Raw genomic sequence first — 20,403 nt, forward strand, 5'->3', positions numbered from 1 at the left:
GATGCTGTCCTCGGGTCAGCTGCTGGCCGAGCGCTACAAGCTGACGAACCGGATCGCCGTCGGCGGGATGGGCGAGGTCTGGCAGGCGAGCGACACCCGGCTCGACCGGATCGTCGCGGTCAAGGTGCTGAAGGCCGAACTGTCCGGCGACGCCGAATTCCTGCACCGGTTCCGGACCGAAGCGCGGATGACCGCGTCGCTCAACCACGCCGGGATCGCCGCGGTGCACGACTACGGCGAGACGGTCGACGAGGATCTGTCCATCGCGTACCTGGTGATGGAGTACGTGGAGGGCGATCCGCTGGCGGGCATCCTCGCCAAGCACGGGCGGCTCACCGCGGACTACACGCTCGATCTGCTCGAGCAAGCGGGAACCGCGCTGCAGGCCGCGCACGAGCAGGGCCTGGTGCACCGCGACGTGAAGCCGGGCAACATCCTGGTCACCCCCGCGGGCAAGGTGAAGATCACCGACTTCGGCGTGGCCAAGGCCGCCGACGCGGCCCCGGTCACCCGGTCCGGCATGGTCATGGGCACGGCGCACTACATCGCGCCGGAGCAGGCGCTCGGCCAGGACGCGGAACCGGCCAGCGACGTCTATTCGCTCGCCGTGTGCGGGTACGAATGCCTCGCCGGGCACCGGCCGTTCCTGTCCGAGAACGCGGTGACGGTCGCGATGATGCACATCCGCGACGTCCCGCCGCCGCTGCCGCCGGACGTCCCGCCGGGTGCGCGCGCGGTCATCGAGGCGACGCTCGTGAAGGACCCCCGGCAGCGGTACGCCAGCGGCGGCGAGTTCGCCGGCGCGGTAGCCGCGATCCGGGCCGGCCGCCCGCTGCCCACCCCGCTCGGCCTGGTGAACGCCGCCTACGCGGCGGGGCAACCACCAGTGCCGCCGGTCCCGCCCGCAGTGCCGCAGGCGGGTGCCGGCGCGCCGATCGGACCCAGCTCCAATCCGGCGTTCCGGCCGCTCTCGGCTCCGCCGGGTCCGCCGGTACAGCCGGTTCCGCCGCCGAAGCGGAACCAATGGGGCTGGTGGGTGCTGCTCGCGGTGGTCGTCGTCGTGGTCCTGGTGGCCGTGGCGTTCCTGATCGCGAGAGTGGTGTCGGCCGGCAACGGCGGAACGCCGCGAAGCGTGGACAGCGGGAGCGGACCGACCTCAGCCACCCCGGCCGGTACGAGCGAGGCCCAGGGCCTGCAAGGCATGATGACCACACCTTGGACGGAATGGAACGGCACGAAGCGATGACGACACCCAGACTGCTCTCCAATCGGTACGAGCTGGGCGACACGCTCGGCTACGGAGGTATGTCCGAGGTCCACCACGGGCACGACGTGCGGCTGGGCCGGGAAGTCGCGATCAAGGTCCTGCGCGCGGACCTAGCCCGAGATCCGCAGTTCCTGGAGCGATTCCGGCGCGAGGCGCAGAACGCCGCCGCGCTGAACCACCCCGCGATCGTCGCCGTGTACGACACCGGCGAGGCCAGCACCGACGTCGGGCCGCTGCCGTACATCGTCATGGAGTACGTCGAGGGCCGGACGCTTCGCGACATCGTCAAGACCGAGGGCCCGCTGTCGCAGAAGCGCGCGATGGAGGTCATGGCCGACGTCTGCGCCGCGCTCGACTTCTCGCACCGGCACGGCATCGTGCACCGCGACGTGAAGCCGGCGAACGTGATGATCACGAAGAACGGTGCCGTCAAGGTGATGGACTTCGGCATCGCGCGCGCCATGCACGACGGCCAGTCGGCGATGACGCAGACCGCGGCCGTCATCGGCACCGCCCAGTACCTCTCGCCGGAGCAGGCGCGGGGCGAGTCGGTGGACGCCCGGTCGGACGTCTACGCGGCCGGCTGCGTGCTGTACGAACTGGTCACCGGCGAGCCGCCGTTCACCGGCGATTCCCCGGTCGCGGTGGCGTACCAGCACGTCCGGGAGGACCCGCACCCGCCGTCCTCGGTGAACCCGGCGGTGTCGCCGGAGCTGGACGCGGTCGTGCTGAAGGCGCTGTCGAAGGGCCCGGCGAACCGGTACCAGTCGGCCGCCGAGATGCGGTCGGACCTGGTCCGGACGCTGTCCGGGCAGCGGCCGTCGGCCCCGATGGTGATGTCGGACGACGAGCGCACCCAGGTGATGAACGCCGACCGCCGCCAGCCGCCGGCCTACGACGAGTACGCCGACGACCCGGAAGAGGACCCGCGGGCCAAGCGCCGCCGCCGGATCATCTTCGGGGTGATCGCCGCGCTGCTCGTGGCGGGCGTGGTGCTGCTGATCTTCTGGCTGAGCGGATCGTTCCGCGCCAAGAGCGAGAACGCGCAGATCCCGCCGGTGGTCAACCAGCCGGTGGTGCAGGCGAAGTCGCAGCTGCAGCAGGTGGGCTTCTCGTCGTTCGGGCCGACCAAGAACGTGGTGTGCGGCCCCGAGGCGAACAACCCCGGCGGCCAGAGCTGCACCGAGGACCAGATCGACAAGGTCATCGCGATCGACCCGCAGGTCGGCGCGTCGGTGCCGACCTCGACCACGATCACCCTCACCATCGGGGTGAAGCCGGGCAGCACGACGGTGCCGGACCTGCAGGGCAAGTCGCCGGACGAGGCGAAGTCGGCGCTCGAGCAGGCCAAGCTGAAGCTGGGCAACACGACGTCGAAGAACGTCGACAACCCGAGCGACGTCGGCAAGGTCGTGTCGCAGAGCCCGACCGCGAACTCCTCGGCCACCGAGGGCACGCCGGTGGACATCGTCGTCGGGGCGGGTGTCAACCAGAAGAAGGTGCCGAACACGGTCGGCCAGGACTACGCGACGGCGAAGCAGACGCTGGAGAACGCCGGTTTCCAGGTCCAGCGCACCGACCAGGCCTCGGACAAGCCGAAGGACCAGGTCATCGACCAGCAGCCGAACGGCGGCAACCTGCCCCCGAACAGCCCGGTGCGGCTGACCGTGTCGTCCGGGCCGAAGCAGATCCAGATGCCGGACCTGACCGGGATGACCCAGGACCAGGCGACGCAGCAGCTGCAGAGCCTGGGCTGGTCGGGCAGCATCCAGCCGCAGACGACGCACAGCGGAAGCGGCCAGCCGAACACCGTGGTGAAGCAGAACCCGCCGGCAGGCACCCAGATCAGCCCGAACCAGACGATCAACCTGACGATCAAGGCGGACGACGGCAGCGGCTCGACGACGTCGAGCTCCGGCGGCATCTTCCCGCCGGGCGGGATCCACAACCCCTGATCCGCTCGTAAAGGAGGGCCCGCACGGTGCGCACCGTGCGGGCCCTTTTTCGCGCCGGCCGATCAGTCTTGGTCGAGGAAACTCCGCACGCTGGCGAGCACCTCGTCGACGTCGTGCCCGCCGCCGCAGTCGACGTCCAGCTCTTCGACGGCCCCGGAACGCTTCACGGTGAGCGACACCCGCCGCCCGTCCCGCTGCCCGCGCAACCAGCCGAAAAGCGACCGGCAGAACGTGCCCGCCGACCGGCTGCTCACCATCACGACGACGTCGCTGCCCGCCCCGGCGAGCCGCACCCGGCCGGCGAGTTCGTCCTCGGCGCCGAGCCAGGAAACCAGTTGCCGCAATTCGTCCGCGGAGCCGTCCACGCTGATCGCGGCGATCCCTGCCGTCACGGATGCTCCCCTCCCGGGCCGAACAGACGGCGCGAGGGTAACCGACTCGCTACCGAACCCGGAACCCCCAAATCGGCATTTGCTGAATGCAATTTGCGAACTACAGCGAGTGTTTCCGTCTGCGATGCTGCTTGACCAGCGCGGATACGCACATGACCGCGGCCAGGGAGAAAACTGACGGCATCGCAACATTCACGACCAGCGTGGAAGTCGTCGACCCGGGCTCAGGGGTTCGAGTGGGGGAGAATATTCCCATCGCGGCGGTCACGGCACAACACGTGAGCAGCACCCACAGGAACACCGAGCGCACTCTTTCCGCGTGTTCGCCGAGCCAGGGGAACGCTTCCGCGAAATCGATCCGTCGGCCTTGCCGCAGCCGGCGATACAGAAAAGTCCCGGTCACTCCGGCAACCGCGACCATCACCAACCCCGTCGCGAGAGCGCCGAACCTGCTACTGGCGGAAACATCATTGGCCAGCGCGATAGCCAGACCGCCAACGGTGTAGCCAAGGCTGACGTAAAGGACAATCCACTGCAGGCCAACAAGCACCGACCGCCACAGCCACACTGCTTGTTGGCCACGTGGCGATACCGGACGCGGATCGTCCTGAGCCGCTGCCGGAGCGTTCGGGACCTTTTCGGCTTTAGGCCTGCGGGGTTTCGGTTTCGCTATCGGCACAACCGGTTCCGCGGGCGTGATCACCGCGGTGTCCAGCCTGGTTCTGCTCGGTTCCGGAGCGACCGGAGGATCCGGTTCAACCACCGGCGAAAGCTTCTCCGGCAACGGTTCCCGGCGCAGCAAAAGACTGCTGCTGGTGTCCATCGCCTGCATCTTCGGCCGGGGCATTCCACGGCGCGCGAGAGCCGCGTCGAGCGCGCCGTAGAGATTGTTGACGTCCAGCGGACGCGCGTGAGAACGGCTCGTGAGCAAGGTGAGCAACTCAGCGGTGAACGCGGTATTGCGGTCTCCCGGCGGCGAGAGCGACACCCGGTTCTTCGGCGAGGAAGCGATCACCGTCGTTCCGCGAACCTCGATCTCCCGGGAGTCCAGCCGGGAATCGGACATCGCCCCGATCGCCATTCCGGAGTAACAACAGTCCAGGATGAGCAACTTGACCTGAGCCGGACTCGTCTCCACCGCGTCGCGCAGGGTGTCGAAGGCGACCGCCGTCGTCTCCGGTTCCTCGGGGTCGGTCTCCCGCGTCGTCAGGTAAAGCCGGTCACGGAGTTCGTGCCGGACCCCGTGGCCCGCGTAGTAGACGAAGAGGAAGTCTTCGGCTTCCCGGGAGTAGCGGCGCAAGCGCTTCGCCAGGCTGGTCGGCGAATCCGGATTGTCGACGACATAGCAGTGTTCCCAGCCGAGAATCCCGGTCCGCGGATCGCTGAGCGCGGAACGCAAGTCCGACAGGTTGTTGTGGACTGCCGGCAGGTTCACGAACAGCTCGGACTCGAAGTCGCTCGTGCCGATGAGGATCGCTCGAGACAACTCCGGGTCGGGAAGCGCGCTCACTCCGATCAGGACTCCTGGTCGAGGAATTTCCGGACCGCGGCGAGCACTTGAGCGGAGTCGTCGCCCGAGCCGCACTCCAGTTCGAGCGTGTCCTCGCCCATCGTCAGCTTGAGCGAAACTTTGCGTGCTTCGCGGCGCCGAGCCAGCCAGTCGAATAACGAGCGGCAAAGCGCGGTCGCGGTCCCGCTGGTGGCGATGACGGTAATCGCCTCCAGCGCGCCGCCCATTTCGCCAGGACGCGCCGGTGCGTCTTGGGCCCGGACCCGGCCGCGCAAGTCGTCCTCGTCGCGAAACCATGCCGCGAGCTTCCGGAGCTCGTCATCCGCCGCTTCCGGGATAGTGATCAGGATCGTGCCAGACGCCATGAGACCTCCCCGTTGTTCAAGATCGTCGGGCCGAAACCGCGCCCACCACCGTCATGCTCGCCGCCAGCAACACCACCGACGTGCCGATCGCCAAGCCGAGCGGACCGCCGTACGGAGTGCCGCTCATCAGCGCTTCCAGCAGCGGATGCACCAGCGGGACCCACTTTCCCAGCAGCACCACGCCAAGCACGAGAACCGCGGCGAGCACCGTCCATCCGATCCGCGACACCAGCAGTCGCGAGCACGGCAGCCCGATCGCGATACCGGCCAAAGCGCACGCCACATGGGTCGCCAGTCCAGTACTGACGATCTGCCAATGCAGTTGATTCCGATGCGTCGCGGCCCATGCGACAGTCACCAGCGTGCACACCAAGGTGCAGCCGAAAACCGTAAGCACCGCGCCGCCAATAGTTTTCCGGTTGCCCCCGGCGTGATTGAGGGTGATCAACCGCTGCACCGGATCTTCGATGTCCAGCAACGCGATCGTGAGCCAGCAGCCAAGTACGAGAACCCCTGCTCCACTAACGCCATACAGCGGAATCACCGGCGAACTCGGGTCTGCGTAAAGGATCGAGCACAACGCGAGGTACGCGAGCCCCGCGGGCAGGTACCGCTGCGAATGTCCCAGCAGCGCCAGGTAGTAGCGGCTCACTGCGAGCACGGCGCCACCTCCCGCACCGACCAGCCGCCGGACAGGGCGCGCAGCAGTACGGCGTCGGCGTGTTCGGCGTCGACCGTCAGGACCACGCCGCCTGCCTGGTCGGCGACCGTGTGCACGCCTGGTTCGGCGGACCAGTTGTCGACGCTCGACGACACCGGCAGCAGCGTGATCCGCTTGCGCTCCGGATGCGTTTCCAGCGGCGCGAGCCGGCCGGCTTCGAGCCGGTACACCTCGTCGGCGTGGGCGCGCACGACGTCCGGCCGGTGGTCGGTGAACACGACGCTCGCGCCTCGCGCCCGGGTTTCCGCGACCAGTTCGCCGAGCACCGCGTGGGTGCCGACGTCGAGGCCGGACCAGGGTTCGTCGAGGATCAGCAGGTCCGGTCGCACCAGCACGGCTTGCGCGAGGCCGACCTTCTGCGCGTTGCCTTTCGACAGCGTCCGCAGCTGCGCGTCCGGGCTGCCGACCAGCGCGAGCCGCTTCAGCAGCGGGTCGATGCCGGACAGGTCGGCCAGCCCGCGGATCCGCGCGAGATGCCGCAGGTACGCCCGCGCGCTCAGCCGCTGGCCGCCGGGGAACCGGTCCGGCAGGTAGCCGACCGCCGGGCTTCCGATGAGGTCGCCGTACGACGCGCGCGACACCCCGGCCAGGATCCGCAGCAGCGTCGATTTGCCCGATCCGTTGGTGCCGAGGATGCCGACGACCCGTCCGGCGGGCACCTCGAAATCGACGTGCGTCAGGACGGGCTCACCGCTGCCGTAACGTTTTCCGACTCCGCTGAGCCGGATCAGCGGAGTCGGGGCGGTCACGCAGTCGCGGCCTTCTGCAGGGTGCGGGTGGCCCGCTCCAGGTCGTCGACGACGGACGGCGCGACCGGGTGTCCGGCCGAGGCCATCCAGTTCGCCAGCATCCGGTGCCCGCATTCGGTGAGCACGGATTCGGGGTGGAACTGCACGCCCTCCAGCGGCAGCTCGCGGTGTCGCATGCCCATCACGATGCCGCTCTCGGTGGTCCCGGTGACTTCGAAAACGGCCGGGTCGATGGTCTCCGGCAGCACAGTGAGCGAGTGATAGCGAGTGGCGGTGAACTCCTCCGGCAGCCCGGCGAGGATGCCGGCACCGGTGTGCCGCACCTGGCTGGTCTTGCCGTGCAGCAGCTCGTCCGCCCGGTCGACGGTGGCTCCGAAGTGCACGCCCAGGGCTTGGTGACCGAGGCAGACGCCCAGCATCGGCGTGCGCGTCTCGGCGCACTTCGCGATCACGTCAATGCTCTGACCTGCACGTTCCGGAGTCCCCGGGCCCGGCGAGACGAGCACCGCGTCAAACTCCGACACGCGATCTAGGTCGACGACGTCGTTGCGCCACACCGTGCAGTCGGCGCCGAGCTGCGCCAGGTACTGGACGAGGTTGTAGACGAAGCTGTCGTAGTTGTCGACGACGAGAACGCGCATGCCGCCAGCTTAGCGGCTCCCACCTGCTGGACCGTACGCCAGATCACAGTGATTGTTAGGATCACCTAACTTACCGTGGACCGGTGAGCCGAATCCTTCGTGTCGCCGTCGTGGGCGCCGGTCCCGCCGGCATTTACGCCGCCGACCTGCTGGACAAGTCCGACGCGGACGTCGAGATCGACCTGTTCGAGCGCATGCCCGCGCCGTTCGGGCTGATCCGCTACGGCGTCGCACCCGACCACCCGCGCATCAAGGGCATCGTCAACGCCCTGCACAAGGTGCTCGACCGGCCGAACATCCGGCTGCTCGGCAACATCGATTACGGCGCCGACCTGAAGCTCGACGACCTGCGCGAGTTCTACGACGCGGTCATCTTCGCGACCGGCGCGATGGCCGACCGCGCGCTCGACCTCCCCGGCATCGACCTCGACGGCAGCCACGGCGCCGCCGACTTCGTGTCCTGGTACGACGGCCACCCGGACGTGCCGCGCACCTGGCCGCTGAACGCGTCGTCGGTCGCGGTGCTCGGCGTCGGCAACGTCGCGCTGGACGTGGCGCGCGTGCTCGCCAAGACCGCCGACGAACTGCTGCCGACCGACATCCCGGCGAACGTCTACGAGGGCCTGAAGGCCAGCCCGGTCACCGACGTGCACGTCTTCGGCCGCCGCGGTCCGGCGCAGGCGAAGTTCTCGCCGCTGGAACTGCGCGAACTGGACCATTCGCCGAACGTCGAGGTGATCGTGCACCCCGAGGACATGGAGTTCGACGAGGCGAGCGTCGCGGAACTGCGGTCCTCCAAGCAGACCGACATGGTCGTTAAGACCCTGCAGGAATGGGCGATTCGCGACGAGGGCACCCGTCCGCGGCGGCTGCACCTGCACTTCTTCCACGCGCCGACCGAGGTGCTCGGCGAGGACGGCAAGGTCGTCGGGCTGCGCACCGAACGCACCGAGTACCGCGACGGCAAGGTCGTCGGCACCGGCGAGTTCCACGACTGGGACGTCCAGGCGGTGTACCGCGCGGTCGGGTACCTGTCGTCGCATTTGCCGGAAATCCCGTTCGACCACACCGCGGGCGTGATCCCGAACCAGGGCGGCCGGGTGCTGGACCTGGACGAGAACCAGGTTCCCGGCGTGTACGTGACCGGCTGGATCAAGCGCGGTCCGGTCGGCCTGATCGGGCACACGAAGGGCGACGCGGCCGAGACCGTCGCGAACCTGCTGGCGGACGCGGACACCCTCGCCGCGCCCCGGCATTCGTCGCCGGACGCGATCCTGGAATTCCTCGCCGCGCGCGGGATTTCGTTCACCACCTGGGAAGGGTGGGGCAAGCTCGACACGCACGAGAAGTCGCTCGGCGAGGCCGAGGGCCGCGAGCGGGTGAAGGTCGTGGAACGGGACGAGATGGTGCGGGTTTCGCGCGCCTGAGTCAGTTCACGTAGACGATCTTCCCGCGGGCGTGCCTGCCCTCGCTCAACTCGTGCGCGGCGGCGGCTTGGCTCAGCGGGAAGGTCGCCGCGACGGGGATCTTTAAGCGCCCTTCCTCGGCAAGCTTTATCGCAGTGGCGAGGCCGTGTACTGCCAACGGATCCGCTCCGGGGATCGCCGCGCTGTGGGAGAAATGCACGCCGTGCTGGGGTGCAGTGGCGTCGGTGATCGTCACGACCCTCGCTGGGTCTCCGGCGATCTCGATCAGGTCCGGCAGCGCTCCCCCGGCGCAGTCGAACACCGCGTCGACGCTGCCGACCCGGTCGACCAGGCCGGGTCCGTAGGTCGTCGGCTCGGCACCGAGTGAGCGCAGGAAATCGTGGTTGCGCGGGCTCGCGGTGCCGATAACAGTGACACCGCGCGCCACTGCCAACTGGACCGCGACCGTGCCGACCCCGCCCGCCGCACCGTGCACCAGGAGCGTTTCGCCCGGCAACTGATCCAACACTCGGGTAGCGGTTTCGATCGCGCCCGCGGCACCGCCCGCCTCGGCCCAGCTCCACGCAGCCGGTTTGGCGGCCCAGTGAACGAGAACGGCGTACTCGGCGTTGGCCCCGCGACGATCCGCCGCCGTCATGCCGAAGACGTGCGCGCCGGGCTCTATCCCCGTGACTCCATCGCCCACTTCGTCCACCACGCCAGCAGCGTCGTACCCCGTCCGGAACGGGAGCCTCGCACCTTTGCGCGCACCGGACCGGATGGCGGTCTCGCCCGCGGAAAAGCCGGACGCGCGCACGGAAATGCGAATCTCCCCAGGCCCGGCGTGCGGTTCGGCGACATCGGCGACGTGCACGACGCGGGGCGGGCCATACTGGGAAAACTGGACGGCTTTCATGCGTCCGACGGTATTCCGGCAGGTCAGCGGTTCGGGCGGAAGTGAGAGGGGTGACGGCCGAAGTGAGACGGACCGACGCCGCGCACAACCGCGTGCGCATTCTCGCCACAGCCCGAGTGGCCTTCACCGTCCGCGGATACCGCGTGCCGATGCGGGAGATCGCGCGGCAAGCCGAGGTCAGCGTCGCGACGGTTTACCGGCATTTTCCGACCAAAGACGCGCTGATCGCCGAAACGTTCGCCGAGGAACTGGCGCTGTGCTCGTCGATCGTCGAGGAGGGCCTCGCCGCGGCTGACCCGTGGCAGGGTTTCGTCCTGGCGGTGGAGAAACTCACCGAGGCGCACGCCCGTCAGCAGGGGTTCCGCGCATTTGTCGCGCAACTGCCGCGACGCCTCGACTTCGCCGCCGACCGCGTCCGGACGCTGCGACTGCTGCTCGAACTCATCCACCGAGCGAAGAAAAGCGGCGATCTGCGCGCGGATTTCGTGCTGGAAGACCTCGTGCTGGCGTTGGTCGCGAACGAAGGCATCCGGGTGGAACCGGCTTCCGCCCGAGTCGCGGCGGTGCGACGGTTCACGGCTTTGCTGCTCCAGTCTTTTCGGGCGCAGCCGGCGGCCGGACCGCTTCCGCCCGCGGTGCGAGTACCTCTTAGCTAGAACCGAGGAACTTCAGCACGGCCAGCACGCGGCGATTCGTGTCGTCCGAAGCGGAAATGCCCAGCTTGGCGAAGATATTCGCGGTGTGTTTGCCGACCGCGCCTTCGCTGAAGTGCAACCGGCTGGCGATCGCGGCGTTCGAACAGCCTTCCGCCATCAAGCCGAGCACCTCGCGTTCCCGTGGCGTCAAGGCCGCCAGCGGATCGGAAGCATTGCCCGCCACCAGTTTCGCGATCACTTCGGGATCCATCGCGGTCCCGCCCGCGGCGACCCGGCGGACGGCGTCGATGAACTGTTCCGCGTTGAATACCCGGTCCTTCAACAGATAGCCGACCGCACCGGTGCCGTCCGCCAGGAGTTCGCGCGCGTACAGCTGCTCGACGTGTTGCGACAGCACGAGAATCGGCAGCCCAGGTGTCTCCCGCCGAGCGGCGAGGGCGACCTGCAGGCCCTCGTCAGTGTTGGTCGGCGGCATTCTTACGTCCACAATGGACACATCAGGCCGGTGTTCCCGAAGCGCGGCGGCGAGTTCCGGCCCGGAGCCGACGGCCGCGACGACGTCGAAACCGTGCGCGGCGAGCAGGTGGGTCAGGCCGTCTCGGAGGAGGTACTGGTCTTCGGCGACGACGGTCCGGGGTCGAATTGGCACGGCACCTCCACAATCGCCTCCGTCGGGCCGCCCGGCGGGCTGGTCAGCGCCAACCTACCGGCGAATCCGGACAGCCTCCGCTCGATCCCGCGCAAACCCGTGCCGCGCGCGGCGTCGGCACCGCCCTTGCCGTCGTCGGTGACGGTCGCGCGCAGCAACCCGTCGAGATACTCCAGCACCACGGTCGCGCGCCGGGCCTCGCCGTGTTTTGCCGCGTTGCCAAGCAATTCGCACACCGCGAAGTACGCGCAGGCCTCCGCCGGCTGTTCGAGCCGGCCCGGCACCGAGGCCGTGACCTCGACTTTCAACGGACTGTCCAACGCCGCCGCGCGCACCGCGTCGACCAGTCCACGCTCCGACAACACCGGCGGATGGATGCCCCGCACCAGCGACCGCAGCTCGGTGAGCGCCTCCGACGACGCTTCCCGCAACTCCGCGGCCAGCTGTTTCGCCTTGTCCGGATCGTGGTCGATCAAGGCCTCCACCGCGCCGAGCTTCATCCCCATCGCGACGAGCCGGGATTGGATGCCGTCGTGCAGGTCGCGTTCGATCCGCCGCAGCTCAGCGGCCTGCGCGACGTTGACCTCGACGCGGGTCTGGTCCAGCCGACGCACGCGCTGGGCAAGCCGGGACGCCTCGGTCGGGCCGAGCAGCCACCGGCCGATTTTTGCCTGGCACTTGGCGAGCCACGGTGTCGGCAGCAGCCCGACGAACACCGCCGCCAACGCCACCGGCGTCATCGCGAACGCGCCACCGGTGCTGGTCGCCGCGGGCAGCCCGACCATCTCGAACCAGCCGTACTGGTCAGTGATCCACAGCGCGACCAGGCCGTACATCCCCCAGAAAACCAACGCTGCCGATGGCACCCACAGCACCGGCGTCACGACCGACAGCACTACGGCCGCCGCCATGTCCCGCCAGGTCGCGCGGTCGTGGAGCACCCAGTGGATCCGGGCGCGCAGCATCGGCCACCACGGTTCCTCGTACAGCTGCTTGCCGAATTGGTACAGCCCGTCGCCGCGCGGCACCGGCAGCGCGGGCGGCGGCACGTACGGCTGAGCGATCCGCACCCCGGTCCAGCGCTCCGCTTCGCGGCGGAAGGTGTCGGCGACCGCGCGGCTGGCCAACGTGACAGCCGGGAACACCCGCACCGCGCCGATCAGCACGACGATCTGGACGACCGCCATGCCCAGCTGCGCCACGGAGATCGCCCACAGCCCGAGCTGATACCCGAGCATCTCGGACCGGCGACGAAGCCAGCGCTTCTTCCACGGTGCGTGCGGACCAAGCCAGTAGCCGGTCCACCGGGCGTAGCCGCGCAGCGCGACCGGTCCGGCGACCAGCGAGAACACCGCGAAACCCAACGCGACCAGCGGGTTCAGCAGCTGCCAGCCGAACTCCCGGGCGGTCGCCGGATCCTCCATGATCCACGTGAAACGTCGGTTCCAGCGGATCCACCACGCGCGCCGGTAGAGCTGGGTGCCGTCGCGATACCAGCCGTCGCGCTCGCGTTCCGGCTCCGGCGGCTCCGGCCGGTACGGACTCGGGATCTCCCGCCCGGTCCACCGGGCGACCAGCTCCCGGGTGCGCCGCGACCGGATCCGCGCGATTTCGACAACCGGGGAGAAGAAGAGCACGAGACCGACGCACAGCAGCGCGAACGCGATCAGCTCGAGCAAAACGTCGACCCAGCTCACCACCGCGAAACCGGCGAGTGCCCACGCGCGCCGCACCGACGTCATGACACCCCCTTTCGCACCCCAGTCTCGCCGCTCCGGTCGTCCCGGACCCTGGCCGCAGCTCCCGGATCGGGGTGGCCCTAGCCCCACCCCGGCCCCCGCAAAACCCCACCTCAACTAGGGTTTCCGGCTCATTCTGCCGGACCGCGGGCGCTTCTAGCGTCGTTCGCATGCGACTCATCGAAGTTTCCGAACTCCGCAAGGCCTACGCGGGCCGGGTCGTGGTCGACGGCGTCTCGTTCTCCGTCGAACGCGGCGAGATCTTCGGCGTACTCGGCACGAACGGAGCCGGGAAGACCACCACTGTCGAATGCCTGCAGGGCCTGCGTTCGCCGGATTCCGGCACGATTTCCGTACTGGGCCTGGACCCGGCGCGCGACACTGCCGAACTGCGCCGCCGCGTCGGCACCCAACTGCAGGATGCGCGCCTTCCGGAGAAACTGCGGGTCCGGGAAGCGCTTTCGCTGTTCGCGTCCTTCTACCCGAACCCGGCCGACATCGAGTTGCTGCTGACCCAACTCGGCCTCGACGCCCACCGCGACATCGCCTTCGGCAAGCTCTCCGGCGGCCTCCGGCAACGGCTGTCCATCGCCCTCGCCCTGGTCGGCCGCCCCGAGTTGGCGATCCTCGACGAACTGACCACCGGCCTCGACCCGCACGCCCGGCAGGAAACCTGGCAACTGGTCGAGAACGTGCGCGCTTCCGGCGTGACGATCGTGCTGGTCACCCACTTCATGGACGAGGCACAACGGCTCTGCGACCGCCTGGTGCTGCTGGATCAGGGCCGCGTCGTCGCCACCGGCACCCCTGCCGAACTGCTCGCCATCACCGGCCAACCCACCCTGCACGAAGCGTTCGTCGCGCTCACTCGCGGCTGAAGGAGCTCTCCCGATGCGTACTTTGCTGATCACCGAAGCAAAACTGTTCCTGCGCACGCCGCTCTGGGCTCTCCTGGGCGTTTTCCTGCCGACGGCGGTCCTGCTGGGCGTCGGCTCGATCCCCGGAATGCGAGAACCGAGCCCAGTCACCGGTGGATATCGATTTGTCGACCTGTGGGTGCCTTCGCTGGTCGTCATCGCGCTGGCGATGATGGGTCTGCAGGTCATCCCCGCCGCCGTCGCCACCTACCGCGAGCACGGCATTCTCCGCCGTCTGGCCACCACTCCCGTGCCGCCCGCGTATCTCCTGCTCGCCCAGGTGCTGATCCACGCCGCCGTCGCGCTGGCCGGGGTGGCACTGATGCTCGCCGTCGCCAAAATCGGCTTCGACGTGCCGATTCCCCGCCATCCCGGACTGTTTCTGCTGGCCCTGCTGCTAGGCCTGGTCTCGGTGTTCGCACTGGGCCTGATCGCCGCGTCCCTCGCCCGCACCGGCAAAGCCGCGGGCGGACTGGCCATGATCGCGTTCTTCCCCATCATGTTCGTCGGCGGCGGCTACCTGCCACGACCACTGCTGCCGGCAGCGATCCAGAAAATCGGCGGCTACCTCCCGCCCGGCGCCCAACCGCTGCAAGACGCCTGGGTCGGCGACGGCGGGCAGCCGCTGCAGTTCGTCGCGTTGGCCGCCTTCGCGCTGGGCGGAACGGCGCTCGCCGTGCGGCTGTTCCGGTGGGAGTGATCCACCAAAGTGGTGATGAAACTCGTTTTCTCTTGTGGCCGGGTCCGGCGGGCCGGTAGCTCTGAGAGGTACCGCTGACCATGGAGGTTGTCTTGTCCTTGGACGTATCGCCCGCGCTGCTGGAAAAAGCCGAACGCGGAGAGGTCTCCGACGCCGAGTTCGTGGCCTGTGTGCGGGAATCGCTGCCGTACGCGTGGGAGGTCATCACCGGAGTGATCGCGGAAGCGGACACCGCCGCGGACGGATTCGCGGACAACGAAACCCCGCCGCCGAGCGAGGCCGCCCGCGGTCAGCTCCTGCGAGCCCTGGCCTCGGACGCGATCCGCGGCGGGCTGGAACGGCATTTCGGGGTGAAGCTGGCATTCCAGAACTGCCACCGGGTAGCGGTGTTCCGCGAAACGGACGGGGATCGGTACCGGGCGTTCGTCTCGCCTCGGGGGCAGTTGCTGAACCAGAGCCCGGAACTGCGGGACTGCTGAGTCGGTGCGGTCTGGTCAGGGGATTTCTCTGGCCAGGCCGCTCTTTAGCTGGTTCCGCATTCCACTGACGTCACTGACGCTGCGACCTTGTGGAGATTGTCGGCGGGGCTGTGACCGGCCGATTCCGAATTCGTTCGGATTTCGTTCGACCCAGGCTGGTTGAGACCGTGGTGCCCCCGGCGGGACTCGAACCTGCGACCTAGAGATTAGAAGGCGCGAACCCCAGTCGCCCGGCTAATCCCGTAGCGCGGGCAACACCTCGGCACCGATCCGCGCGATATTCGCCATCGTGCCCTCCGGCGTGCCGGATGCTTCCACGAACATGATCACGTGGGATACCCCGGTGCGCCGGAGGCTCGTTCGCAGGGTCTCGACGCAATGCTCGACCGGACCGACCGGTTGGATGGCGCACAGGTTTTCCGTGTACTCCCAAGGATCCCGCGCCGGGCCGGGGCGGTCGTCCACCGGCACATGGGCGGCTAGGCCATCCGACAGCCAGCCCGGCAAAGCACGGCGCACCACCGCGGAAGCATCGTCGCCGACCTGGCACAGCACGGTCGACACATGAGCCGCGGGCGCACCGTAAGCAGCGACAGTTGCGGCCTTCTCGAAGTCATCCGCGTGCAGGCCCAGCAACAACGGCAAGTCACGTTCAGCAGCCAGCCGGACAGCGGGAGAATCAGGTCCGCCGCAGGCCACTACGACTTGCGGAGACCGTTGCGGAGCAGGGCGCAGCGAAACCTCCCGGAAGACGAAGTGGTCGCCAGAAGCCGAAACCCGGCCAGTAGCGGCAGTCAGCAGAAGATCCAGCGACTCGGCGAAACCCGTTTCATAGCGCGGCAACCCGGTGCCGAACACTTCCAGATCCTGCCAAGGCCCACCCCGGCCAACACCCAGCCGCAATCGGCCGTCGGAGATTGCGTCCAGCATTGACCACTGCTCAGCCAACGCGACCGGATGCGTCGTCGACAGCACGCTCACCGCAGTGCCGACGCTGATCCGCGAGGTCTGACCGAGCACATGCGCGGCGAGCGTGATCGCCGACGGACAGACGCCATAAGGCATGAAGTGGTGCTCGGCCAGCCACACGTCGTCGAAACCAGCCGCCTCGGCCGCGACCGCCGCACGGACGGTACGCCGCAGGACGGCGGCGTCGTCCTGGCCTGGGAAGCGGCCCGAGACCAGGAAGACGCCGAACCTCAGTTGTTCACCGACACGTTGTTGAACCACAGCAGCGGGTCCAGCCACGGGAACACCACGAACATCAACAGCGCCACGATGCCGAGCACCAGCACGAGCGCGATCACGAACTTCACCGCGAACGGACCGGGCAGATGCCGCCAGAGCCAGCCGTACATCAGGAACCGACTCCGATCTTCTTCAGCAGCGTCGTGTAATCCGGCACCTGCGTCTTCGGCACCTGGCGGGTCAGCACGGAGGTGATGATCAGCCGCTCCTTCGCCGAGAACTGCGGGTGGCACGTGGTGAGCGTGAGCAGCGAAGCCTGCTGCGCCTTCGGCAACGCGTCAGCCGGCTTGTACGGCACCGCGTTCACCGCGTCGCCCTGGCTCGGCTGGACGACCTTGCGGCCGAACGTCTCGTCGTACGGTCCGCCGCCGGGGATGCTCGAGTTGCGCAGCGTCGAGACGCCCTTGCATTCCGGCTGCGCGCCCTTGCCGCTGCTCCAGCCCTTGATCTCGTCGTCGTAGGGCAGCACCTGGTAGATGAAGAAATCGCTGTGCGTTTCGATGACGATCTGGTCGCAGGAGCTCAGGTTGTCCAGGTCGTTGAACGGCGCGCCCTTGCCGACGCGGTGTCCGGCGATGCCGAAGTTTCCCGGTTCGCCCGGCAGCGCGGTGCCCTTGTAGTGGCCGGGGCCGACCGCCAGCGAGTCCTCGCCGGTGCCTTCCTGGATGGTGAAGTTGAAGTCCGCGCCGAACGACGGGATGTGGATCCGCGCGAACGCCTTGCCGTCGATCAGCTCGGGGTGCAGCGTGCGGTCCTGCTGCCAGTCGCCGTCGAGCTGGTCGCTCGCGGTGTGCTGCTTCTCCGCCGAGAACAGGTCGGTGACCCACACCTCGTACACCATGAACAGCAACACGACGACGCCGAGCGTGATGAAGATTTCGCCCGCGGTGCGGATCGCGATCCCGCCCTTGCCCAGCGGCGGCGGGGTCTTCTTGGCCTTCTTCTTGTCGTCCTCGTCGGCGACGGCCACCGCGGAGAACACCTCGGTCGGCTGCTCGGCGAACTCCGGGCCGGTCATCCGCCGCCGGGACGGATCCGGGGCCGCAGCGCCTACCCGGCGAGGCATTTGACGGCCTTCTTCCGGCTGACGGCGGGGATCTCCGCTGCGGGGACGGCGGCTGGGGTCCCCGGGTTCGGGGCGACCCGCACGCGGGTCGGCCGGGCGTCGTTCGCCGCGCGGGTTGTCCTCGGCGCGGAACTCGGCGGTACGACGGGGTGCGGCACCGCGAGGGCCGCCGAAATCACCGCCGCGGGGGTCACCCTCGCGGGGCTTGCCATCCCCTGCCCGCCCTTGCCCAGGCCGGTTTTCGCCGCCGCCCTGGGCCGGTCCGCCCCGGTCGATCGGCGTGCGCTGTTCGGGTGATCTCCGGCCCGGATCGCCGGCCACTCTTCGCCGCGGCGGCGTCTCCCCGGACTGCCTTCTCGGCGGCGGGGGTTGTCGGCGGACCGGGCGGTCAGGTCCCGTGCCGGGGCGGCGGTCGTCCTCGCCCGGCCAATCTTGCGGCGTCACGCAAGCTCCTCCCGCGCCCGGCCGGAGCCCTCCTCGGCACTCCAGGTGGCGCTATTGTCACAGTCTGAGAAACCCGACCGCTCCCGCCCGGTGCTGCGGAGCCGTCCTTTACGTTAACGTGTGCACGTGGCGCTGGTTGCGCACCCCGACAGCGGGACCTCGTCCAGGATGCCGCCACCAGGAATGCCCGAGAGCACGCGAGGAAACGATGCCGAAGTCGAAGGTCCGCAAGAAGACCGCGTACACCCCGCCTGTCGACCGCCGCACCCCGGTGAAGGTCCAGGCCGCGGGACCGTCGAACCTGTTCTACAAGATCGTCATGTTCGGCCTCATGCTCCTCGGGCTGATCTGGCTGGTCGTGAACTACATCGCGGGCGACAAGGTTTCGTTCCTCAGCCAGCTCGGAAACTGGAATTTCGCGATCGGATTCGCCGCGATGATCGCCGGCCTGCTGATGACGATGCGGTGGCGCTGACCATCCGCCGGATCAGCTTTGCTCCGGACGGCCGATTGACACCGAATCACACCGGTGTGACTCATCCCCAGTGTGGATAACCCCTGTGGATAACCACCCGGCCTCGTGGGCTCCGCGCCGAAACCTCGTGGTAGTGGCGTGGGGCCTGACCACGCTGTTGCTGGTCGGAACCGTGCTGGACGCGACCTTCGGCGACGGCAAGGGCGCGGTGCTCACCGGCCTCGCCACGCTGGCCGTCGGCGCGTTCGCGGTCCATTGGACGCTCGTACGGCCGCGTCTGGCCGCCGACGACGACGGTTTGCGCGCTCGCACGCTCAACGGCACGCACCGGCTCCCCTGGACCGGCACGACGGTCCGGCTGCGCAGCACGCGCCGCCTCGGCCGCGACGGCGTGACGCTTGAGCTGGAGCACGGCGATCAGCTGTTCATCTTCGGGCAGACCGACCTCGGCGAGGATCCTCGCGACGTGCTGGACGTGCTGACCGAGCTACGTACTCGCTCCACCGGAGCCTGACGACACGCAGACGTACTGGGACTGGCCCTGGTACTGCACGTACAGGCACGTCTGCGGCGGGATCTCGGTGGCTCGCCAGCCGATCAGCCCGACGAGCGCGACCGCGACGATAGCCGTGCCGATCGCCTGCCAGCGGGCCAGGTTCCGCGCCGGTGCGTAGAGCATCGCGGCCGTCACCAATGCCCCGGTGACCAGCCCGCCCGCGTGCGCGAAGAGCGAGATGCCGGAGATGGAGAAGGTGATGTAGGCGTTGATCACCAGGTTGATCAGCAGCGCGGTGGGGTTGAGCCGGAGCTTGAGAACGATCACCGCGTAACTGCCGAGCAAGCCGAAGATCGCGCCGGAGGCACCGGCGGTGCCAAGGCGGGTGTCCTCGAAGAGCAGCACCGCGGTGGAGGCACCGAGCATGGACACGAAATAAAGCGCCAGATATCGAACCTTGCCGAAGACCTGCTCCAGCGCCCGGCCCATCATCCAGAGCGAGAACGCGTTCGCGGCGATGTGAATGGGCCCGTAGTGCAGGAAACCCGAGGTGATGATCCGCCACCACTCGCCGTTGCCCAGCGCGGCCCGGGTCTGCAGGACGCCCATCTGCTCAAGCGGGGCGAAACCGTTGTTGAACAGGCTCTTCGCCTGGATCGCGGTGATCAGGAAGATCACCACGTTCACCGCGATCAACGTCGCGGTGACGACGTAAGAATTCGACAGCCGGGCCCCCGCGATCGTGCGGGAGCCCATCCCGGCGTTGCGGTACTGCCGTTGCTGTTGTTTCTGCTGCTGCGCCCCGGTCTGCACGCAGTCGGTGCACTGGAAGCCCACCGGGGCTTCGCGCAGGCAGTCCGGGCAGGCCGGACGCCCGCAGCGGGCGCAGCTGAGTCCGGTCTGGCGGTTCGGATGCCACCAGCAACCGGGCATGGACGGCGCGGACGGGTTCGGCGGTTGGCTCACGATGACTCCAACCTACCGAAACCCCGTCCCTGCCTGCGGCTCGTCAGTCTTCGACGGTGATCTTCTCGATGACCACGTCGGACAGCGGGCGGTCCGCCGGGCCGGTCGCGGCGGTCGCGATGGCGTCGACGACGGTGCGGGAGTCCTGGTCCGCGACCTCGCCGAAGATCGTGTGCCGGAAGTTCAGGTGCGAGGTCGGCGCGACGGTGATGAAGAACTGCGAGCCGTTGGTGCCCGGCCCGGCGTTCGCCATGGCCAGCAGGTACGGCTTGGAGAACTGCAGCTCGGGGTGGAACTCGTCGCCGAACTTGTAGCCGGGGCCGCCGCGGCCGGTGCCCGTCGGGTCACCGCCCTGGATCATGAAGCCGTCGATGACGCGGTGGAAGATCGAGCCGTCGTAGAACGGACCGGAGTTGCCGCCCTTCGCGTTCGGCTGGGTGTACTCCTTGGAGCCGGTGGCCAGCCCCACGAAGTTCGCCACGGTCTTCGGCGCGTGGTCGGGCAGCAGGTTCACGTGGATGTCACCCTGGTTGGTGTGCAGGGTGGCCTTGCGGGCGCTTTCAGTCACGCCGCCATCGTGCCACCCCTTCGCACAAATGGGGGGTTCAGGGGGCGGTCCCGGCCCGTCGCGCTGGACATCAGCCCA

Annotated in this window: 24 protein-coding genes; 10 read left to right on the forward strand and 14 right to left on the reverse strand. The window is 68.6% G+C overall.

The features are described 5' to 3' along the window. Position 1: 1 nt before the first annotated feature. Entirely contained in the window at positions 2-1,246 is a 1,245-nt protein-coding gene (locus ACFORO_RS00110; RefSeq protein ID WP_354735988.1) for a serine/threonine-protein kinase, read from the forward strand. Further along, a complete protein-coding gene (pknB, locus tag ACFORO_RS00115; protein ID WP_377872916.1) occupies positions 1,243-3,222 on the forward strand; it encodes a Stk1 family PASTA domain-containing Ser/Thr kinase in 1,980 nt (659 codons plus the stop codon). Before ACFORO_RS00110 ends, pknB begins: the two co-directional genes overlap by 4 nt. A 62-nt stretch (positions 3,223-3,284) precedes the next feature. Here pknB and ACFORO_RS00120 read toward each other — a convergent pair whose 3' ends face one another. The 6 genes from ACFORO_RS00120 to ACFORO_RS00145 all read right to left on the reverse strand — a co-directional run bounded on the left by ACFORO_RS00120 (position 3,285) and on the right by ACFORO_RS00145 (position 7,600). After that, entirely contained in the window at positions 3,285-3,614 is a 330-nt protein-coding gene (locus tag ACFORO_RS00120; RefSeq protein ID WP_377872898.1) for an effector-associated constant component EACC1, read from the reverse strand. A 100-nt stretch (positions 3,615-3,714) separates the two neighbouring features. Beyond that, entirely contained in the window at positions 3,715-5,124 is a 1,410-nt protein-coding gene (locus ACFORO_RS00125) for a caspase, EACC1-associated type (RefSeq protein ID WP_377872897.1), read from the reverse strand. 5 nt (positions 5,125-5,129) lie between these two features. Next, positions 5,130-5,489, reverse strand: coding sequence for an effector-associated constant component EACC1 (locus tag ACFORO_RS00130; protein WP_377872896.1), 360 nt, complete (start codon positions 5,487-5,489; stop codon positions 5,130-5,132). 16 nt (positions 5,490-5,505) lie between these two features. Further along, entirely contained in the window at positions 5,506-6,150 is a 645-nt protein-coding gene (locus tag ACFORO_RS00135) for a hypothetical protein (protein ID WP_377872895.1), read from the reverse strand. After that, positions 6,138-6,941 (reverse strand): ATP-binding cassette domain-containing protein, encoded by an 804-nt coding sequence (locus ACFORO_RS00140; RefSeq protein WP_354736209.1) that lies wholly within the window; start codon positions 6,939-6,941, stop codon positions 6,138-6,140. The genes ACFORO_RS00135 and ACFORO_RS00140 overlap by 13 nt, the downstream gene beginning before the upstream one ends. A gap of 14 nt (positions 6,942-6,955) precedes the next feature. After that, positions 6,956-7,600, reverse strand: coding sequence for an aminodeoxychorismate/anthranilate synthase component II (locus ACFORO_RS00145; protein ID WP_377872894.1), 645 nt, complete (start codon positions 7,598-7,600; stop codon positions 6,956-6,958). Between the two features lie 110 nt (positions 7,601-7,710). Here ACFORO_RS00145 and ACFORO_RS00150 point away from each other — a divergent pair, with 110 nt between their 5' ends. Next, positions 7,711-9,027, forward strand: coding sequence for an FAD-dependent oxidoreductase (locus tag ACFORO_RS00150; RefSeq protein ID WP_354736207.1), 1,317 nt, complete (start codon positions 7,711-7,713; stop codon positions 9,025-9,027). Position 9,028: 1 nt separating this feature from the next. Here ACFORO_RS00150 and ACFORO_RS00155 read toward each other — a convergent pair whose 3' ends face one another. Further along, a complete protein-coding gene (locus ACFORO_RS00155) occupies positions 9,029-9,922 on the reverse strand; it encodes an NADP-dependent oxidoreductase (protein ID WP_377872893.1) in 894 nt (297 codons plus the stop codon). A 62-nt stretch (positions 9,923-9,984) separates the two neighbouring features. On the opposite strand from ACFORO_RS00155, the gene ACFORO_RS00160 reads away from it, so the two are divergent. Continuing rightward, positions 9,985-10,578 carry a TetR/AcrR family transcriptional regulator gene (locus ACFORO_RS00160; protein ID WP_377872892.1) on the forward strand — a complete coding sequence of 198 codons (594 nt, stop codon included), beginning with the start codon at positions 9,985-9,987 and terminating at the stop codon, positions 10,576-10,578. Here ACFORO_RS00160 and ACFORO_RS00165 read toward each other — a convergent pair. After that, positions 10,571-11,227, reverse strand: a complete 657-nt coding sequence (locus ACFORO_RS00165; protein ID WP_377872891.1) for a response regulator — start codon at positions 11,225-11,227, stop codon at positions 10,571-10,573. The genes ACFORO_RS00160 and ACFORO_RS00165 overlap by 8 nt on opposite strands. Next, a complete protein-coding gene (locus ACFORO_RS00170; protein WP_377872890.1) occupies positions 11,167-12,969 on the reverse strand; it encodes a sensor histidine kinase in 1,803 nt (600 codons plus the stop codon). The genes ACFORO_RS00165 and ACFORO_RS00170 overlap by 61 nt, the downstream gene beginning before the upstream one ends. Positions 12,970-13,136: 167 nt before the next feature. Here ACFORO_RS00170 and ACFORO_RS00175 point away from each other — a divergent pair, with 167 nt between their 5' ends. From ACFORO_RS00175 to ACFORO_RS00185, 3 genes are all read left to right on the forward strand, one after another. Further along, complete coding sequence (locus ACFORO_RS00175) at positions 13,137-13,844, forward strand: ABC transporter ATP-binding protein (RefSeq protein WP_377872889.1); 708 nt, start codon at positions 13,137-13,139, stop codon at positions 13,842-13,844. 13 nt (positions 13,845-13,857) lie between these two features. Then, positions 13,858-14,583: an ABC transporter permease gene (locus tag ACFORO_RS00180; protein ID WP_377872888.1), complete on the forward strand. Its 726-nt coding sequence runs from the start codon at positions 13,858-13,860 to the stop codon at positions 14,581-14,583. Between the two features lie 92 nt (positions 14,584-14,675). Next, positions 14,676-15,062, forward strand: a complete 387-nt coding sequence (locus ACFORO_RS00185; protein WP_344282305.1) for an SCO5389 family protein — start codon at positions 14,676-14,678, stop codon at positions 15,060-15,062. Positions 15,063-15,296: 234 nt separating this feature from the next. Here the strand turns inward: ACFORO_RS00185 and ACFORO_RS00190 are convergent, their stop codons facing one another. Genes ACFORO_RS00190 through ACFORO_RS00200 form a run of 3 tightly spaced genes read right to left on the reverse strand, consistent with a single transcriptional unit; the run spans position 15,297 to position 17,376 of the window. Further along, complete coding sequence (locus ACFORO_RS00190) at positions 15,297-16,292, reverse strand: LLM class flavin-dependent oxidoreductase (protein ID WP_377872887.1); 996 nt, start codon at positions 16,290-16,292, stop codon at positions 15,297-15,299. Beyond that, positions 16,262-16,420, reverse strand: coding sequence for a hypothetical protein (locus tag ACFORO_RS00195; RefSeq protein ID WP_009085537.1), 159 nt, complete (start codon positions 16,418-16,420; stop codon positions 16,262-16,264). The genes ACFORO_RS00190 and ACFORO_RS00195 overlap by 31 nt, the downstream gene beginning before the upstream one ends. Continuing rightward, complete coding sequence (locus tag ACFORO_RS00200) at positions 16,420-17,376, reverse strand: class E sortase (protein WP_354735958.1); 957 nt, start codon at positions 17,374-17,376, stop codon at positions 16,420-16,422. Before ACFORO_RS00200 ends, ACFORO_RS00195 begins: the two co-directional genes overlap by 1 nt. Here ACFORO_RS00200 and ACFORO_RS00205 point away from each other — a divergent pair, their 5' ends adjacent. The 3 genes from ACFORO_RS00205 (at position 17,377) to ACFORO_RS00215 (ending at position 18,809) form a co-directional block, all read left to right on the forward strand. Further along, positions 17,377-17,673: a hypothetical protein gene (locus ACFORO_RS00205; protein ID WP_377872886.1), complete on the forward strand. Its 297-nt coding sequence runs from the start codon at positions 17,377-17,379 to the stop codon at positions 17,671-17,673. Positions 17,674-18,028: 355 nt separating this feature from the next. Beyond that, positions 18,029-18,295: a cell division protein CrgA gene (gene crgA / locus ACFORO_RS00210; RefSeq protein WP_354735956.1), complete on the forward strand. Its 267-nt coding sequence runs from the start codon at positions 18,029-18,031 to the stop codon at positions 18,293-18,295. Between the two features lie 85 nt (positions 18,296-18,380). Next, positions 18,381-18,809 carry a PH domain-containing protein gene (locus tag ACFORO_RS00215; RefSeq protein ID WP_354735954.1) on the forward strand — a complete coding sequence of 143 codons (429 nt, stop codon included), beginning with the start codon at positions 18,381-18,383 and terminating at the stop codon, positions 18,807-18,809. Here the strand turns inward: ACFORO_RS00215 and ACFORO_RS00220 are convergent. Then, the gene (locus ACFORO_RS00220; RefSeq protein ID WP_377872885.1) at positions 18,783-19,757 is read right to left on the reverse strand and encodes a rhomboid family intramembrane serine protease; all 975 of its coding nucleotides are present in this window, start codon (positions 19,755-19,757) and stop codon (positions 18,783-18,785) included. The two genes, ACFORO_RS00215 and ACFORO_RS00220, sit on opposite strands and share 27 nt — an antisense overlap. Positions 19,758-19,800: 43 nt before the next feature. Further along, a complete protein-coding gene (locus tag ACFORO_RS00225; protein ID WP_354735950.1) occupies positions 19,801-20,325 on the reverse strand; it encodes a peptidylprolyl isomerase in 525 nt (174 codons plus the stop codon). Positions 20,326-20,403 lie beyond the last annotated feature (78 nt).

The organism is Amycolatopsis halotolerans (genome assembly GCF_042647905.1).
Classification (GTDB): Bacteria; Actinomycetota; Actinomycetes; order Mycobacteriales; family Pseudonocardiaceae; genus Amycolatopsis; species Amycolatopsis halotolerans.

Bases quoted from the DNA above. Each gene is read 5' to 3' on its own strand.
- ACFORO_RS00130 (WP_377872896.1), bottom strand. From the start codon at position 5,489: ATGGCGTCTGGCACGATCCTGATCACTATCCCGGAAGCGGCGGATGAC.
- ACFORO_RS00175 (WP_377872889.1), top strand. From the start codon at position 13,137: ATGCGACTCATCGAAGTTTCCGAACTCCGCAAGGCCTACGCGGGCCGG.
- ACFORO_RS00195 (WP_009085537.1), bottom strand. From the start codon at position 16,420: ATGTACGGCTGGCTCTGGCGGCATCTGCCCGGTCCGTTCGCGGTGAAG.
- ACFORO_RS00170 (WP_377872890.1), bottom strand. From the start codon at position 12,969: ATGACGTCGGTGCGGCGCGCGTGGGCACTCGCCGGTTTCGCGGTGGTG.
- pknB (WP_377872916.1), top strand. From the start codon at position 1,243: ATGACGACACCCAGACTGCTCTCCAATCGGTACGAGCTGGGCGACACG.
- ACFORO_RS00110 (WP_354735988.1), top strand. From the start codon at position 2: ATGCTGTCCTCGGGTCAGCTGCTGGCCGAGCGCTACAAGCTGACGAAC.
- ACFORO_RS00180 (WP_377872888.1), top strand. From the start codon at position 13,858: ATGCGTACTTTGCTGATCACCGAAGCAAAACTGTTCCTGCGCACGCCG.
- crgA (WP_354735956.1), top strand. From the start codon at position 18,029: ATGCCGAAGTCGAAGGTCCGCAAGAAGACCGCGTACACCCCGCCTGTC.
- ACFORO_RS00200 (WP_354735958.1), bottom strand. From the start codon at position 17,376: ATGCCTCGCCGGGTAGGCGCTGCGGCCCCGGATCCGTCCCGGCGGCGG.
- ACFORO_RS00155 (WP_377872893.1), bottom strand. From the start codon at position 9,922: ATGAAAGCCGTCCAGTTTTCCCAGTATGGCCCGCCCCGCGTCGTGCAC.
- ACFORO_RS00145 (WP_377872894.1), bottom strand. From the start codon at position 7,600: ATGCGCGTTCTCGTCGTCGACAACTACGACAGCTTCGTCTACAACCTC.